This is a genomic window from Vibrio sp. VGrn 2 (genome assembly GCF_009361695.1).
GTDB classification, from domain to species: Bacteria; Pseudomonadota; Gammaproteobacteria; order Enterobacterales; family Vibrionaceae; genus Vibrio; species Vibrio diabolicus.
This window is the reverse complement of the sequence record NZ_RBWD01000009.1, coordinates 26660-42373: the sequence shown is the minus strand read 5'-3', so window position 1 is coordinate 42373 and position 15714 is coordinate 26660. Positions and strand designations below refer to the sequence as shown.

At 42.4% G+C, this 15714-nt stretch carries 12 protein-coding genes; 3 read left to right on the top strand and 9 right to left on the bottom strand.

The genetic code is table 11. The features are described from left to right. Positions 1-2: 2 nt before the first annotated feature. The 7 genes from D8S93_RS15375 to D8S93_RS15345 all read right to left on the bottom strand — a co-directional run bounded on the left by D8S93_RS15375 (position 3) and on the right by D8S93_RS15345 (position 7161). The gene (locus D8S93_RS15375) at positions 3-770 is read right to left on the bottom strand and encodes an AHH domain-containing protein (protein ID WP_053807557.1); all 768 of its coding nucleotides are present in this window, start codon (positions 768-770) and stop codon (positions 3-5) included. Positions 771-777: 7 nt separating this feature from the next. Then, positions 778-2286, bottom strand: a complete 1509-nt coding sequence (locus tag D8S93_RS15370; protein ID WP_152814093.1) for a PAAR-like domain-containing protein — start codon at positions 2284-2286, stop codon at positions 778-780. Between the two features lie 148 nt (positions 2287-2434). Then, positions 2435-3226 (bottom strand): type IVB secretion system protein IcmH/DotU, encoded by a 792-nt coding sequence (icmH, locus tag D8S93_RS15365; RefSeq protein ID WP_006741083.1) that lies wholly within the window; start codon positions 3224-3226, stop codon positions 2435-2437. Further along, positions 3223-4548 carry a type VI secretion system baseplate subunit TssK gene (gene tssK, locus D8S93_RS15360; protein WP_006741084.1) on the bottom strand — a complete coding sequence of 442 codons (1326 nt, stop codon included), beginning with the start codon at positions 4546-4548 and terminating at the stop codon, positions 3223-3225. Before tssK ends, icmH begins: the two co-directional genes overlap by 4 nt. Positions 4549-4559: 11 nt before the next feature. Next, positions 4560-5060: a type VI secretion system lipoprotein TssJ gene (tssJ, locus tag D8S93_RS15355; protein WP_005392625.1), complete on the bottom strand. Its 501-nt coding sequence runs from the start codon at positions 5058-5060 to the stop codon at positions 4560-4562. Beyond that, a complete protein-coding gene (locus D8S93_RS15350; RefSeq protein ID WP_152814091.1) occupies positions 5053-6552 on the bottom strand; it encodes a type VI secretion system-associated FHA domain protein in 1500 nt (499 codons plus the stop codon). Before D8S93_RS15350 ends, tssJ begins: the two co-directional genes overlap by 8 nt. 9 nt (positions 6553-6561) lie before the next feature. Beyond that, complete coding sequence (locus D8S93_RS15345; RefSeq protein WP_005392629.1) at positions 6562-7161, bottom strand: hypothetical protein; 600 nt, start codon at positions 7159-7161, stop codon at positions 6562-6564. A gap of 539 nt (positions 7162-7700) precedes the next feature. Between D8S93_RS15345 and D8S93_RS15340 the strand changes: the two genes are divergently transcribed. From D8S93_RS15340 to D8S93_RS15330, 3 genes are read left to right on the top strand one after another with little or no spacing between them, the layout of a single operon-like run. Next, the gene (locus tag D8S93_RS15340; protein WP_152814089.1) at positions 7701-9014 is read left to right on the top strand and encodes a type VI secretion system ImpA family N-terminal domain-containing protein; all 1314 of its coding nucleotides are present in this window, start codon (positions 7701-7703) and stop codon (positions 9012-9014) included. 27 nt (positions 9015-9041) lie between these two features. Then, complete coding sequence (gene tssM / locus D8S93_RS15335; RefSeq protein ID WP_152814087.1) at positions 9042-12434, top strand: type VI secretion system membrane subunit TssM; 3393 nt, start codon at positions 9042-9044, stop codon at positions 12432-12434. Positions 12435-12462: 28 nt separating this feature from the next. Next, positions 12463-12915, top strand: a complete 453-nt coding sequence (locus tag D8S93_RS15330) for an Lrp/AsnC family transcriptional regulator (RefSeq protein ID WP_005373369.1) — start codon at positions 12463-12465, stop codon at positions 12913-12915. Positions 12916-12969: 54 nt separating this feature from the next. Here D8S93_RS15330 and tssG read toward each other — a convergent pair whose 3' ends face one another. After that, the gene (gene tssG / locus D8S93_RS15325; protein WP_152814085.1) at positions 12970-13968 is read right to left on the bottom strand and encodes a type VI secretion system baseplate subunit TssG; all 999 of its coding nucleotides are present in this window, start codon (positions 13966-13968) and stop codon (positions 12970-12972) included. Next, the gene (gene tssF, locus D8S93_RS15320; RefSeq protein ID WP_006741090.1) at positions 13965-15713 is read right to left on the bottom strand and encodes a type VI secretion system baseplate subunit TssF; all 1749 of its coding nucleotides are present in this window, start codon (positions 15711-15713) and stop codon (positions 13965-13967) included. Before tssF ends, tssG begins: the two co-directional genes overlap by 4 nt. Position 15714: the final 1 nt, after the last annotated feature.

The window sequence follows — 15714 nt, the reverse complement described above, 5'->3', positions numbered from 1 at the left end:
GGCTAAACTAATTCTCCCATTGTTTTTAATGATGCCCCTTCAAAACAGAACTTTTTGACCTTGGCTTGACTAGGCACTGGTTCATCAAAATCTCTGCTTCCACTCAAGTAATGCAATCTTGGTGTGCCTACTTTACCACTTCTACACATATGACAACCTCCACCTGAAGGAGTCAAATGCCTACCACGTGAAATCAAATGAAGTTTGTGGCAACCCAAAAGATCGGCAATATCGATAGATAATTCATCCAAGCTATCAACATACTCTTGAGCCTCTGTGTCACAATCTAAATTTTTTAACGTTTTAGCTAACATAGAGCCAACGACCTTGTGATAACCTCGCACACTAGCAACCATAGACAAATCTCCAGCTAGCAACTTTGATTTATCCGCATCTGCCTCTTGCTTGAGACCACTTTCTAACTCGGACAGCTCGCCTTCAAGGTTTTTTCCGGATTCTCTCTGAAAATACTCTTCGAGGCGACGATCGGTATGCCCTGATTTATGCAATGGTACGTTATACTGGCATGAAACTTGGTCAATCGTTGGTAATAATACTAAATTATACAGATAGTTAATATCATAACCCTTGTAAACAATTTGCTTTTTTCTGATGCTTGATAACTTTTTTGCAACCTCGCAAGAAATTAAGTGGTGAGCAGCCATCGAGTAAGTTTGAAAGTTAAGTGGATGCTTATTACGCAGCGATTTAACTTTGCTGTTGCTTAAACTAGAACGCTCCCAACGACCTTTATCTTTGATGATCCCCATAACATCCTCACATTTTCAACGCTTCTTGGCATTGACCTTTCTTTCTACCCGCAATACGCTTACAAACCTTACATTTGATCGGTTTCTTATCTTTATCCTCATTCGCCTTTGCAGAGTTCTTTCCTGACTGAGCAGACTCACCGGTATTATGTTTTACTTTTGCTGGGTACGTTTTCTCGCCCTTACCTAAGATTCGAGCAAAAAGATCATCAAACTCGCCCATCGCTTCTTTAAGCTTGTCCGGCACCATCTTATCGATGATTTTTACCTCATCCGCTAACTTTAAGAAATACGCACCGAGCTCATCTGCGCCCATTCTATTTGCGTATGAAGCCAACTCGGTTGCCACTTCAATACAAGGTTTTAGAACATCGCTAACAATCTGGCTGGTTTGTTTGGCGTAATTCACCCAATCTAATGTACGCAAGAATTTTTCTGGATCGCCTTTACCCATGCCTCTTAAAACGGCTAGCAAAGTATCTTTTGATGTTCCTTTACCGCCTTTTAGCGCAACTTTACATGTGCCTTTAACCGCACTACCAAACGTAGGAACACAGCCGACAAGGGTAAGTGAAAGTGCTAACCAGTTTTCGGACTTATCACGTTCTTCCTCATTCAACAACGTCATAATGTTCGCTGATAAATCGCGGACATCTGCTGCTTGATCGACAACAGGAATCATGGTCAGGGCCGTATTGGCAATGATCTGTTCTACGGAGGCATCATCGTTAAAGTCCCCAAGAATGACGCCCCAAACCCAGCTTGCAGCACCAGACATTCTCTTCCACGCATTCTCCCAGAAACCGACTTCTCCACGCTTAGCTTCTTCAATAATTAGCTGCGCGTTCGCACTTGGATTAAAGTTTGGATTGGTCTTGGTTGGGACATTTGGCATAAAATCGCGGCTGTCCTCGCCGTACTCTATAGCAAACTCCCCCGGAGCAACGCCACCAACTGATGCTTTACCGTTGTTGTCTAGTGTTCCTTCAAACACCGCGCCAGATTGATCTGTGAGAGTGTATGTTGCGCCTTGAACGGGTTCACCGTCTGAGTAAGAGAGGTACAAATCAACCGTATACGTCCCTTCCTGCTCTTCCGTCACAGAAACCGATGGGTTTTGTGCCCCACCAAGACACATGGTATTAGCTTTGTTCATGGTCATTTGATCGGATAGACGACATACGCCTTTGCCCTCAAATTTAACCGTTGGTGAAGCTGAAATGAATTTTGCTTCGGCTTCTATCGTGCCTGAGGCAACGCCTTTTCTGTCACCGCCCGCATCGCCAGTACTTTTTGAGAACGTACTGCCCTTGATAGCGACACTGTTACCGCCATCCATAGAGACTGTCGTAGTCCCACCAGCAAGGTCTGCTGATTTAGCATTGTTGCCATAAGGGATAGGAACGACTGGCTTGCCGACCTTAGTTAAACAAACATCTGGGAGCGTTGCATTCGCTTCACCACCTGAGCCTTTATGAACTATCGAAAGTCCATTCGCACCAACTGTTACGCCCATAACCAATCCATTTGAATTTTATTGATTGAATGATAAAAGAGATCGCACATTGCAATCTCTCTAAATGACTAGTGAATTTCACTAAAAGACCAGTGATATTCACAGCAAACCTTAAAACTGGCAGAAGATCTCATTTTTAGATTTCTGGTTATCTATACACTTCAAGCAGTTGCTGGAATTTTAAGTCTATGACGATGTAGGTTGCCGCATACATAAGCGCAAACGTAATCGCACTAAGACTCAAGATCAGCTTGGGTGAAATTACCCTTTTTAACGGCTTCTTTAGGTATTTAGCTTTAAGGTTGATTAAAGAAACTTTTTCTTGTTCTGCTAGGCGGTCATCTCGCACTAATCGATAAATGGTGCTGCCAATTTCCGCTAACTTTTCGTTACCACGCTCTTCACGGCCGTACTTGCCTTGGAAACCAAGTTGAAGCAATAAATAGAGAAACTCTATAACGTGACGGTATTTGCGAGGGTCGGCTTTTAAGCGGTCGAGAATAACGAAAAACTTGTCACCACCAGATGTTTCGTTATGGAATTCAGACAGTAAGCTGTTCTGGCTCCAGTGACTATTTGCCCCCCATTCTTGCCGACAAACAGATTCATCAATCGCCGCACACAAGCAGTAACGAATAACAAGAACCGAAGCACGATCGAGCTCCATTTCATTAAGTTTTCGTTCACCTTTTCGAATCTCACGTGCCACTTGTTCACGAAATGGCATCGGGTCATCAAGCCAAGGGATCGAAGACATACAAGACAGACTGGCGATCAACCATGAGAATTGATCCACCAGCGGGTTAATACCCATGTTGTCGATAGATAGATCTTGTACTGCGATGTTTCTCGATAAGTCAGGCGCTGGCATTACCTCCATTGGTTTGCCAGGCTCTGGTTGGAATAAGACTACGGTGACGTCTGTTTCTGCGTAACTCATAGACGAACGGCCCAAAGTTGCAATGATAAGTTAGCGAAATCGCCCGCAACGTGAATCGCAATCGCAGCAGTGTTCTTCAATGCCATCCACTCTTCACCCGTTTTATCGAGCTCGAAATAGGTATAGCCAGCGTGATACGGCAGCGCGCGTGGCACAACTGGCATTGGTTTGATCTCAATCCCAGGCAGTTGAAGGTTAATCAAGTCGCGAATGTTATCGATTGAGCCGATCTTCGTTTGGCTGACAAACTGCGTATGCAGGACATCCAAGGTTACGTCGGCTTTAACTGCGAGGATAAAGGTCGTCGTATCAATGATCTTATTGTCAGGTATCGCTGCCGTTCTGATGCCATAGTTCTGATCTTTTAAGGTCAGTGGAATTGCTCTTTGTTCAGACATCACGCTCAATGTCATTTTCGCACTGTCTAGAACGCGAGAAAGACAGCTAGTAAGATCACCATGATTGTATTTAGTAAACTCAATAGGTCGGCGTGTCGTCGAGCACAGCGTCGAAAGCTCGCCCTCTGCCTGAAGAAGAATTCGATACAAAGACTCAGGGTGTACAGCTTCTGTGTTTGCAAAATGCCAAAACAAGGGTTCGTATCTATTGAGCGCTTGCAATAGCATAAAGTCAGAAACTGATGATACGCCTTGTTGATCCACCACTCCCAGGCGCTGAACTATGGATTCTGCGCGGTGCTTCAGCATAGAAGCAAACTCCGTCGCGAACTTATTAAGTACCGTAGATGCGTGAATATCAATACAGGTAGGAATGAAACTATCATCTAAGATCACGCTACCATCTGGCTTCACTTCCGAGATCTTGAGGATCGGAATAGACGTGTAAGCACTTTTATCTTCATGGTCGTACATTAAGCAAAAGTTAAGCTTACCGACGACGATATTTGCCATGTCTTCCGAATCATAACAAGCATCAACCGCTTCTTGAGATTCCATCGTATAACGTGCACCGTCTTTTTTAGTGCCAAATAACTCAGAACGTTCCGATGGTAACGGACAGCACAAATAAACCACTTTATCGGCAATCGAAGGATCCACATCTTTCACTTCTGGTAGTTCAGCGAGCAGTGGAAGCTCAAATGGCGTGCGGTCCTGTAGGATGCCTTCTGCACGCGTAATACCAATTTTACCGAGGGCTAGCAGTTGTGAATTTATTTCCAAACGCTTAATCCCCCAATGTAAAGGAGATGCGTTGTTGCTCAACATGCTCGACAGTTTACTTTGCGAACGATCGAGTTGTTGAAAATGCTGCGGCTTCATGAACATTCCATCTTGCCAAACAACTGGATTGTATAAAGACATGTTTCTATCCCTTAAAAGTAAACCTGTTCAATGCCGCGAGTATTATCAGAAATTAACTCACTGCCTTCTAACTTGAGCTTGATGTAGTACTCGCTCTTCTCTTCAATGACTTCAACTTTACGCCATGACGAACCATCAATATCACGAAAGGCCACAGAAAAACCGACGGCACGAGTGTCAGGGTCTAGCGTTAGCATTTCATGAACTTTTCCACCTGGCTGTATTTGATATTCATAACGTTTGATGTACTCATCACCCAACGACGCTTTATCGTTTTCAAACAGCGCAAAAAAATCTAAGCTTCGGAATAAAACTGGCGAATTTAATTCGTGAAGGCGGAGAATGACCGGAGATGACTGCCCCCCATCTCTCACATTGAGTACAGGTGACGCCTCAATAACCAATTCAATGGACGAAGTTTCTGGTGTGATACCCGTGGACTCTTTAAATTGATCCCACATGGAACAACCGGACAACATGGCAAATCCGAGTAATACGGCGATACTACGCATGGTTTCCCTTAATCACTTTGTTATAGTTTTTCTTAATCAGCCCTTTTAAGGATGTTTCGTTGAGCAGGCGACGATTATTAGAGTAGAAATCTAAATATTCGCCCCACAGTTTTGACTTCGTTGAGAACAAAGATTGACTCGCCACTTTGTTAGCAAATGCAACGGGATCGTTCGTCTCTGATTGTTCTAAAATGAGCTCATTCAGCGCTTTGTTAAACATGACTTGGTGGTCATTCAACTCATCAAGCATTTGTTCTACCAGTTCATTTGGAGCCAGTAGATGTTGGCTATTGAGAGTCAGCATCAGCTCTGCAATGTTAGAGTTAGACTCACTCGTACTCTGCTCTTCTTTCAAGGACTCTACTTCGTGTAATTCTTTCTGTAGGTTATCAATACATAAGCGCAAACAAGTGCCCATTTGTTTGAACAACTGAGCTTCATTCGTCATTAGCTCAGGATTTCTTATACCCAAACCATCAAAAAACGCTTGTGCTATATCTTGAGAACAGGCGGTTGCTTCGATACCAGCTTGCTCTTTAGTCGTACTGTTTATCGTAGGTTCTACCGCAGGCATTTGAAGTGGCTGATTAGTTTGAGAAGAAGGAGTAAATGACTGTGTCATCTCTTCCCATTTTGAGCCCGTAGCAGTATGTTCGACGATCGCCTCTGTGGAGTTAGGTGCACGATGTTGTCTTTGAACTGCCCTATCTAGAATCGTCGTTTGGGGTTGAACCGTCTCTTCTGAGACAATATCTTCTCTATGTGGCGTACCGTTCTCTACCTCTATCCCTAACGAACCATTTATTGATGCGTTACTCTTGGTCTCCGTAGCCATCCAATCTTCAGGGATGAGGCTTGGCTGATCGAACTCGGAGTATATGCTGAAACTGTCATCGACCACCTGACGTGTGCTTTCCACCGTTTTAGGCTGTTCAGGTTCTGGATGCTCATCGTCACGAATCAAATAATCATCATCTCGTTGCATTGAAAAGTTAAGGTGCGCAACAGGATCATGACAATCAATGTCATCCTGTTTAGTCTCCATAAACAAATCTTCTAAAGCGCCTACTTTTTCTTCTTCTTCGACAACTGCGTCTCCGAGGCTAACCAAAGGATCATTGGATACTCTCTCAGGGGCTATATCAGCGGCAATGTCTTGTGTCGAGGTAACATGCTCCAGAGAAACGCCAATTTCATATTGTCCTAAAGAAATAATATCGCCATCGACTATCGCAACAGGTTGATTTTTGAGTATTTTGTTTCCGTTAACCATAGTGCCATTAGTGGATACGTCACTAATATAGTAGGTATCTCCATACACACTGATCAGGCAATGAGTGCCTGATATAAAGCGGTTGTGATCGGTTAAAGACACACTACAACTTGGTGAACGCCCTATTGAACCACCACTCTCGGGCATTTCAATGTGCTTGACACCTGTGTATTCCTCTGGGCATTTAGAAATAAATAGAACTAGCTGATTTGAGTGCATCTATATACCTCAAAATAGCATAGAAACAGACAGTTCAAGCCCACCTATCCCATCATTGATAACTGGGAGAATATAAGAGGCTTGAGGAATGATTTGTATATGAGCATCTGGGTTACTACCTAGCTTAATGACTGTACCAACGGCGATAACTGCACCCAGCTCGAACTGATCGATGTCCTCGACACTCTTATAGCGGTAACCTTCTGGGTCAACTTGCCAACGGTTTGAATATTGTGAGTAACCTGCAGATAAACCAGCACCTACGTACGGTGTAAAAACGCTCCAAGAAGCCAGCGCATATTGCGGTACAACACGAAGTTCATAGTTAGTTACTTCTTGATATAGACCGCTAGCTGGCGCTTCGATATCTTCTGCTAGGTAGTTAAGCCCTAACCACCAGCGCCAACGGTTATTATTTTCATCAATAGGGCGAGAATGAACCAAGCCGAACCTCAGAGTGTCTTGTTCACCACTGTTACCTTCTTCGTAATTAATGCTATCGATAGTCAACATACTGGCAGAGAGTCCATAACGCTCTCCCTTTGCGACTGCAAAAGAAGAAAATAGACACATGGCTGAAATCAGCCCGATTTGACTTGGTTTTAGCATTTCGTCCCTCTAGGAAAACCGATATTCTACTTAGAGGCGAAAGATATCAATTATATTCTCTTTTTCAATAAGCCTAAAAAAACACCTATAACTTAATACATTTCAACTACAGGGTTGGTTATTTTACCTACAAACAAAAACTAATGGACCGAACTGAGTTAAAGCAATGAGCCTGTAAACCTATTTAATTAAATAAAAATTAAGAAGGCTCTATCACCAATTTAAGAGGGCTATTTTAAAGAACACAGACGAACAAAAAACAGACAAAATTAACAATTTAATCACATTTATTAACTCAAAAGATCGACTTCGTCATATATAAGGCTCTCCTTAAAAACAAATCGAACTATTGACATTAATATTATTGAACAAAGATCACACTAAGGATAATTTAATTTATTTTTTAAGTGTTTTTATTATCTAAACAACTTCTTTTATCTATAGAATCACTTCGGTAATGCACTGCTTACAATTTAATATAACAGCAGTGGAGTCCTATATACTTTAATACTTCTATATGATCAGTTGGAATTTGCCTTATGTTTTTTAGCGACTTCGCTCGAAGACCAATCGATGAAAATAACCCAAGCGGCTCTAACCCTAATGGCTCTGAAGACTTTGACGAAATAAAACGTCAAATAAATAATCTTAATAAAGTCACCGGAAGAGTCTCTTGGAAAACGGTTCAAACACTCTCAAAAAAAATCTTGAGCACTCACGCAAAAGACTTACGTTGTTGCTGCTACTTCACTGTCGCATCAACATATAACGATGGTCTAAGAGGCCTTGTTGAAGGGTTAAATTCATTGCTTGATGTGTGTGTCGTCTATTGGAACACCGCATACCCTGAACATTCAAAGTCAAAAGCACGAATGAGCGCAATTGAATGGATGGTGGAGCATACTGAAAAACGTATTAATAAGCACCGTGCGTTGCCGGAAGAACTTCCACTTATTGAAGCTGCGCACCAGTTGTGTTTAAGAATAGAGGAAGAGCTTCGCCTTCATTACGGTATTCAAGCGCCTTCATTTGGTCGCATTCGTCGTATCTTAAATCAATGGGCTGAACAGATAAAAGAACAACAACATGCCATAGAGTTACGCGAGAAAAAACAAGCAAATACTAACGTTGCTGCTTCCGCACAGGCAACACCTGAAATTAAAGTGAATGTATCTCCCTCTCCTGCCCCGGACTCGCCATCCCCCCTCAATAACAGTGAAAAAACGACTCCAACAAAATCCGGCCGATTTATGATCTACTTCATCATTGGCTTGATTGTTACGGCGATATGTTCACATTTTGTGTACGAACAACAACGCTATCGAACGCTGGAGCAAAAAATTAGTCAAGCTTCACTTAATGAACTTGTAAAGTTGGTCGCCTCGTTAGATTACGAAAATAAAAAATATGCCCAGCCACTGAAAACACCAACTATTAATCGCGTAGATATTATGATGAATAACTGGTTTTTAGACTCGGCCAAAGTAAGTAACGTCAGCGAGCTCGATAGCTTGACCAATGAATTAATCGCAATCTATCCAGATTCATCTTCTGCCCAGCAGTTACGTCAAAACTTTTTGACACAGAGCGCCCATTTAGAAGACCAGTTTATGGATGTGTATAAGCGATTCTCAGACGCAAGAACGGTGTTTGCCAACGTAGCTAGACAGAATGTAGATAAGAACTCTAAAACGGCGTACGAATATAGTAACTCACTATTCCCGCTTCTAGGTCGTATTGAATACGCTGAAAAGTATTCACAGCAAAAGGAAATTGACCGCGCAACCCTTTTACTGAACATCTACCTATATAAATTGAGTCAGCTACAAGCTGAAAAAACTGACAATAAATAACAATACAATTAAAGAAGTTTTAGGCTTATGTTCAAACAAAAACTGTTTAGAAATCCAGTTGTGATTTCTACTATATTAACGCTTTTAGTGGCGATAACCATTACCGCTATTTATCTTCTTTTTCTAAAAGATGCAGATAAACTGTATCTTTGGCTGAGCCTTGGTGTTATCGCCATTTTCTACGTCACTTTTCAATTCACACTATGGTTGAAAAAAAAGAACAGCGCTAAAGCTCAAAATTTGGAAACTGAGGAAGAAGCTCTTTCTATGGTTATCCAACCTCTTCTTGCTAACTCAGGCAAGAAACCAATTTATCTGATGCTTGGTAACAAAGGGTCAGGGCGACGTCAATTTTTATTTAATTCTAGTGCAATTAAACCAATGGATCGCACGAGAACCGCTAAGAATGATTTTTTTGAATGGTACGAATCTGACAGCGCTGTATACATCAAACCTGACCAACGCTTAGTGTTTCAAGAAATATCAAGCAGTGATGCTTCTTTATGGAATACATTCATCGAAGAAGTGATTCGCCACCGACCTAGAAAACCATTTTCTGGCTGTTTATTCTTTATCGACTTCGAGTTCATGATCGTCTCTGAGCCAGAACAAAAAGAGTACACTATTTCGTCGTTATTGGAGCGCTTGAGCACTATCAACTCTAAAACGTCGTCAGCATTACCAATTTATCTAATTATGTCGAAGCTAGACAAGTTAGATGGATTTAAAGAATACATGCACTTTAGCTCTCTTAAGACACGTGTAGAGTTCCTTTCTATCCCACTGAAAGAGGCCAAAGGTGTTTTTTCAGAATACTATCGTGATAGTTACCGAAATCTAGTTAAAGTGCTTGAAAGTAACGCGCTAGATGCATCAGCTAACTCAACAGATATCGACGAGAAACAGGCAATTCTCGCTTTCCCTAAGCAGTTTGAGCTATGTCAGTCTGAAGTCAGCTATGTTCTAGAGCGTCTGTGTGATGTTAACAACGGTGTTTATTCGCTAGATATCCGTGAAATTTTCTTTAGCTCAAGTTTACAAGGCGGTCGTAAATACAATTTACTAGCAAAAAGTTGTAGTAACTACTTCAACTTACCAATTATCGCCTCTGAGCATACCCAGTTGACGGAAACACCGTATTTTTCTCGCTTTCTGATTGATTCGCAAATATTGCCTGAAAGCGATTTTGCAGGAGAAAACAAGACGTATCTTCGTCTAATTCAGAGACAAAGCCGTTTAGCCATACTCGGCTCCATTATTCTGCTTGCTGGCGGTAGTTACTTTTTTGCAACTACGTTAGACAGTAACTTACATGTGATGAATCAACTACTAAGTATTGATGACAAATCACAAGCAGAGCACGATGCAAGATTTAGTGAGCTTTTAGAAAATGCAACCAAAGCGATAGAACCGTCTTATGGGGCATGGCTTAAAGGTTCTAAGGCTTTAGATGAGGAAATATTACCACTCAATATTAGCCGTTTGGATCAAAGCACTCGCATTGCCTACGAAGCGTTACTTAAGGAAGTCGCTCAGCAGCTAATACCTCTGATTGAGAAAGGTTACCGCCTACAATTAGCACAAAGTCAAAACGCTTTCACGCGCGCTTTACCTCTATTGAAGGGGTATTTAATGCTTAACGATCCATCTAAGCGTGATATCCGTTTTTTACGTCATCAAACACTCCAAATGATGAGTGATTTGAGTAACCAAAGTGACGTCGTTGATCAGGCCATGCGCTACTTAGACGCCTACTTTCGCACACAATTTGCTCCAATCGATATCAACATGGATCTTGTTCGTGCAACACGTCGCTCATTACTTGCAAATTCGAATGTCGACCTCGTGTATGCAGGCATTTTAAACGAAGCAAGCTCTATTGATTTAGGAACATTAGATCTGCAACGAGCCGTCGGTTTTGAGTTTAGCAATGTATTTAATACGCCAATCGATAGCGAACGCTTAATCGTCGATAAGATCTATACCTCCACTGGTTTTAGTACCTTTTATCGACCACGCGTGGACTTAATGTCGCAACGAGTAATCAGCGACAACTGGGTTCTAGGTCTATCGCAACATGTCATCCCTACCAACGAAGAGCAAGAAGCCTTTAAAGAAGAAGTGCGAAAAAAATATACTGATGACTACATCAATAACTGGCGTAATGCGCTGAGTGAGCTCAAAGTCCAAAACTATGACAACGTTGGTGACCTGACCAACGCTATAGACTTAATCTCTGGCCCTTCTTCACCAATGACAACGGTATTGAAGCAGGTCTATGCCAACACACAATTTTCACCCGTTGGCGAAAAAAGCGCTCTAATTTCAAAACTTGACCCGAAACTCGCGGCAGCAGCAGATTCTGCATCAGATGCCGTAGAAGAAGTGGTAAAACCTGATTACTTGCTAATGCAACGTGTTGAGCAAGCCTTTCACCTATTAAACCAGCTTCAAGTGAGTGAGACACCAAACTCCCCTACTCCTTGGGATGAGACCGTTGCAGCGTTGAGTCGTGTTCGCACCTACATGAAAGACATCGCCGACGCGCCAGATCCACAAATGGCGGCGCTAGCAGCAGCACAGCATCGAATGAACAGTACAGAGGCGGACCCATTAATCAAGCTTAAACAGATTGCGCAAAAATCACCAGAACCCGTTCGCAGCTGGTTACTAGATGTGGTTCAGCAAAGCTGGTCAGTAATGATTACAGAGTCCGCAAAAGGCATCCAAACTCAGTGGTACAGTGAAATTTATACCAAGTTTAAAGAGATTGGATTAGGGAAATATCCATTTGACCTAACAGCGACCGAGGAAATCTCAATTGAAGATTTCGAATTGCTATTTGCTTCAGGTGGCTTGTTAGACACATTTATTCAGAAAAACTTTGCACCGTTCTACGATACGAACTTGTGGACGCCAAAGCAGGTAGATGGTGAGACGATGCCAATCTCTCCAGCTCTGCTAGTGCAACTACGCAACTATAATGTCATTCGAGATACATTAATTAATAAAAGCACCAACCGAGTTCATATTCCGTTTAGTGCAAGAGTACTCGACCTTGACTCTAGTGCAATTAGAGCCAGTTTAAAAATTGCAGATACCAATATGAGTTACTACCACGGTCCAAGCCGAATTCGTGAAATGGCCTGGCCACCGCAAAATGGTGACTTCAATATTAGTATCACGCTCCAGGATGTAACAGACGAAGGTAGACAGCACGTTTTAAATAAGAGTGGTCAATGGGCGATATACAGATTGCTAGGTGACTCGACCTTGACAAACACTCATAACGGCAGCTTTGTCAGTGACATAAAAGTGTCAGGGAGGGACTTAAGCTTACGCATCACTCCATTGACGCAGAAAAACCCATTCACTCTTGCTGAGCTATATAACTTTACGCTCCCAGAGTCGATTAAATAACAATATAAAAACAAAATAGGCAGAACACATGATTTCAAACATGACTTTACAAGGTTTAGATAAATTAGATCGAAAAATACTTTCAAGTCTATTGTCAAACGGGCGTGAGTCTATTGCGAATCTATCTCGAAACATTGGTTTGTCTCGTACAGCAGTAGCAGAAAGGATTAATCGTTTAGAAAAGACCGGTATTATCAAAGGCTATACCGCACAAATTCGTGTAGAAAACGAAGGGCGCAAAGCCGCAAGCTATCTATTGATATCTTGTGAAAAGGGTAAGAAAAATGATGTAACAAATGCGCTTAAAGAAATCCCTGAGGTTCGCTTAACAAGCGTTGTTGGTGGCAACTTTGATATTATTGCCCTAATTGAAGCGCCCGATCTGCAGTCTATTCATCATCTTTGTAACGAAATTGAGTCATTTAACGGGATTCAAAGGCTTGATACTACCGTCGTACTTCACCAGCCGATCAGCCGTTAAGCTTTTCTGACCTTTTTGATGACAACATAAAAAGCCGCTCGTAGAGCGGCTTTCTTATATGCTTCCGATAACTCGGATTTTGGCATCTTTATCACTTGGGTTACCTAACCAGAATGTTTGTCCTAAGTGGTTCCCTTCCCCATTACCTAGCTTATTCTCTGGAATACTATCTAAGTTAACTGTCAACTTTAAGTCCCACGACATCGGGTCACGCAAAATGAAACGCATCAGGCCAACCAGTGTTTTGTGTAACTCACCATCGTAGGAAAACTGCTTAAATGTTTCAAAATCGATGCTGTCGATGCAGAGGTTAAATTTTCCGTTTAAGTCCGCAATGCTTTGTCCTAAGTGCAAATTTTGCCCTAATATGCAATTAGCACGGTTGAGTTTATTCCGTTGGCTTTCTGCGATTTCCACGCGTCTATAAACCCACTCTTCAATACGCACATTCGGCAGTGAAAAGTAGTGCGAAACAATACCGGATATCAGCTTTGGAGAGCGTGTACGCGTAGAAAGTTGGTTTACATAAGACAGTATTTTCGCTCGATCTAACTCTGCGACCTTACTATCTTGCATTACGCTAGATAGGCCCGCCAAGTGCAGCATACGTCCAGAGAAGGCATCACTTGCCCCGCTTTGGTACTGCACGTGATATCTATATTTCTTCCAAACCCGGTACAACAAACTGGTGTACCGATTATGGAAAAAATCAAAGAAATCTTTTACCGGATTGTCTTCAGGATCTCGCCCTGCCAGTTTCTCAGTATAAGAAGCAGGAAGTGGTGAGCTTGAACCATGCAAGCCAAGAAAGTTAGTTTCGACTCTAGAATACTGCTGGCCATTTCTCTCCATATGAGCAATAAAGTCCATATCGCTCTTTGGAAAAGATAAGTTTGGCGAAACGCTGAACTCAATACGTTCTTGGTGGAAGTACTTGTTCTCACCGACGGCGACAAAGTTAGAGTTCTGCTCTAGTTGATAATGCTTCTCTAGCAGCAAGACTGCTTGATAGAAACTAAACTCATTCGACTTATCAGAAAGTGTATTAATCATAGTATCGTCTGCTGTCCGATAAGACTTGCCCAGTTATAAACCTCGCCTGTCGCTTCATCAAACACTTCCAGTTCGGTAAAGGAGTTCACACTCGAATACAAACGGATGAATTCGTTAAGCACCGTCGCCATCAAGAACATGTCGCCTTCATTGACAAAAAATTTGGAATTGGTGACCAACTTAAACTGATTGCCGCGTACCGAAACGCCACGAAACACACGGTCGATTGGTTTCATTTCCGAAGAGATAACCCCATCAAGTCGATGAATGGATGCACGGTGCGCTTGTCTGTCAACACGAGAGTGGAAATCATAGGTAGAGAGAAGCACTTTAAGTACATCAATATTTGCCAGCGATAAGTAGTTGAGTGACATATTCGCAATTAGCTGCCACTGAAGCTCACCATTCACTTGCGGACTGACCGATTGAGTGGGCTTGGTAATATTCCTAAACGTCGCATAGGTCGGTGATTTATGAGTCGCGTAAGTGATGTCCCCCACTGACAAACGTTCCGCCAAATCTGCGTTACTACATTGCAGTTTCATGAGTACCGTTTCTGTTCCCAGTTCCGCAATGTCCCCATTATGAGTATGAAATGATATGTAGCGTTCAAGGCCTCTACCGCTTACACGCTCAGCGACTTTAGATTTGTAGAACTCGCGCTTATCTCGTTGGTTAATTTGATGCTCAAATGATTCAAATTCAATCAGAGACTTTCGACGACGCTCGTCTTTACTCCAGCTTTCCACTTGCTCAATGGAATAGACTTCGTAATGCTCCTGAGTGTTGCTTTGCGGACGTACCTTGTACTCGTTACGTCGGTGCTCTAAACGAATTGGATCGCCATCTTTTTCAAATAAATTAACGGCAGGCGTACAGTGCAATTTCAAGTGTTTATCTTTAAGCACCACTTCTGACGGTAATGCCCGCTTAAAGTGGAATTTGATTTTGACCGTGCTACGTTGTGGAATGCCTTTTAACCACTCTAAGCCTTTAATGTCGAAGAACATGAACTTATCTGGCAAAGAGAAGAATTCTTGCAGCAAACGATAGCCTGCAAATGAATTTTTGCTGTAAGGCAAGAGCGCTTCGTCCTCTTCATGCCCAACTGGCTTAACGTATTCTGGCCCTAAGCGATGTTTGTAACCACCACCAACATCTAATTCGACATAATCTAGGTAACGGAACAGCCATAAAAAGACAGTTCGAGTAATATGAATCTCGCCATGCAAGTGTAATCGCAGCGTGTCTAAACCGATCCGAGACAGTTCAAGACCATGCTCCGTCGATAAAGTCACATCAATCATCGAACTGGTGCGGCTGTTGGTCTGTTCGATGTTAGTGATCGTAATTGGGTATAGATTGACGTCGTAACAAGTACGGAACAAACATTGCGTGCCCTCTACCTGTTCACTCGCCATTTCTGCGCCACGTTTCACCACGGTTTTCTCAGTAACACTTCCAGTATGCGGTTTTAGTTCGCTAATGCACAAAGACGGAATCGAACGCATGTAATGTGGCCACAGCAAAGTCATCAGAGATTGCGTCAGCTCAGGCAGTTCATCATCAATCTTCTCGCGGATTCGACCTGTCAGAAAGGCAAAACCTTCGAGAAGTCGTTCGACATCTGGGTCAAAGGTTCCCTCAGAGAGAAAGTGAGTTAACTTCGGATGATATTTGGCAAACTCACTACCCGACTCACGCAAATACGTGAGTTCATCTTGAAAGTATTTACTGTTACTCAAG

What these genes read in the sequence shown, in the direction of transcription:
- D8S93_RS15375 (WP_053807557.1), bottom strand. Translation starts at nt 770, where the DNA reads ATGGGGATCATCAAAGATAAAGGTCGTTGGGAGCGTTCTAGTTTAAGC.
- D8S93_RS15370 (WP_152814093.1), bottom strand. Translation starts at nt 2,286, where the DNA reads ATGGGCGTAACAGTTGGTGCGAATGGACTTTCGATAGTTCATAAAGGC.
- icmH (WP_006741083.1), bottom strand. Translation starts at nt 3,226, where the DNA reads ATGAGTTACGCAGAAACAGACGTCACCGTAGTCTTATTCCAACCAGAG.
- tssK (WP_006741084.1), bottom strand. Translation starts at nt 4,548, where the DNA reads ATGTCTTTATACAATCCAGTTGTTTGGCAAGATGGAATGTTCATGAAG.
- tssJ (WP_005392625.1), bottom strand. Translation starts at nt 5,060, where the DNA reads ATGCGTAGTATCGCCGTATTACTCGGATTTGCCATGTTGTCCGGTTGT.
- D8S93_RS15350 (WP_152814091.1), bottom strand. Translation starts at nt 6,552, where the DNA reads ATGCACTCAAATCAGCTAGTTCTATTTATTTCTAAATGCCCAGAGGAA.
- D8S93_RS15345 (WP_005392629.1), bottom strand. Translation starts at nt 7,161, where the DNA reads ATGCTAAAACCAAGTCAAATCGGGCTGATTTCAGCCATGTGTCTATTT.
- D8S93_RS15340 (WP_152814089.1), top strand. Translation starts at nt 7,701, where the DNA reads ATGTTTTTTAGCGACTTCGCTCGAAGACCAATCGATGAAAATAACCCA.
- tssM (WP_152814087.1), top strand. Translation starts at nt 9,042, where the DNA reads ATGTTCAAACAAAAACTGTTTAGAAATCCAGTTGTGATTTCTACTATA.
- D8S93_RS15330 (WP_005373369.1), top strand. Translation starts at nt 12,463, where the DNA reads ATGATTTCAAACATGACTTTACAAGGTTTAGATAAATTAGATCGAAAA.
- tssG (WP_152814085.1), bottom strand. Translation starts at nt 13,968, where the DNA reads ATGATTAATACACTTTCTGATAAGTCGAATGAGTTTAGTTTCTATCAA.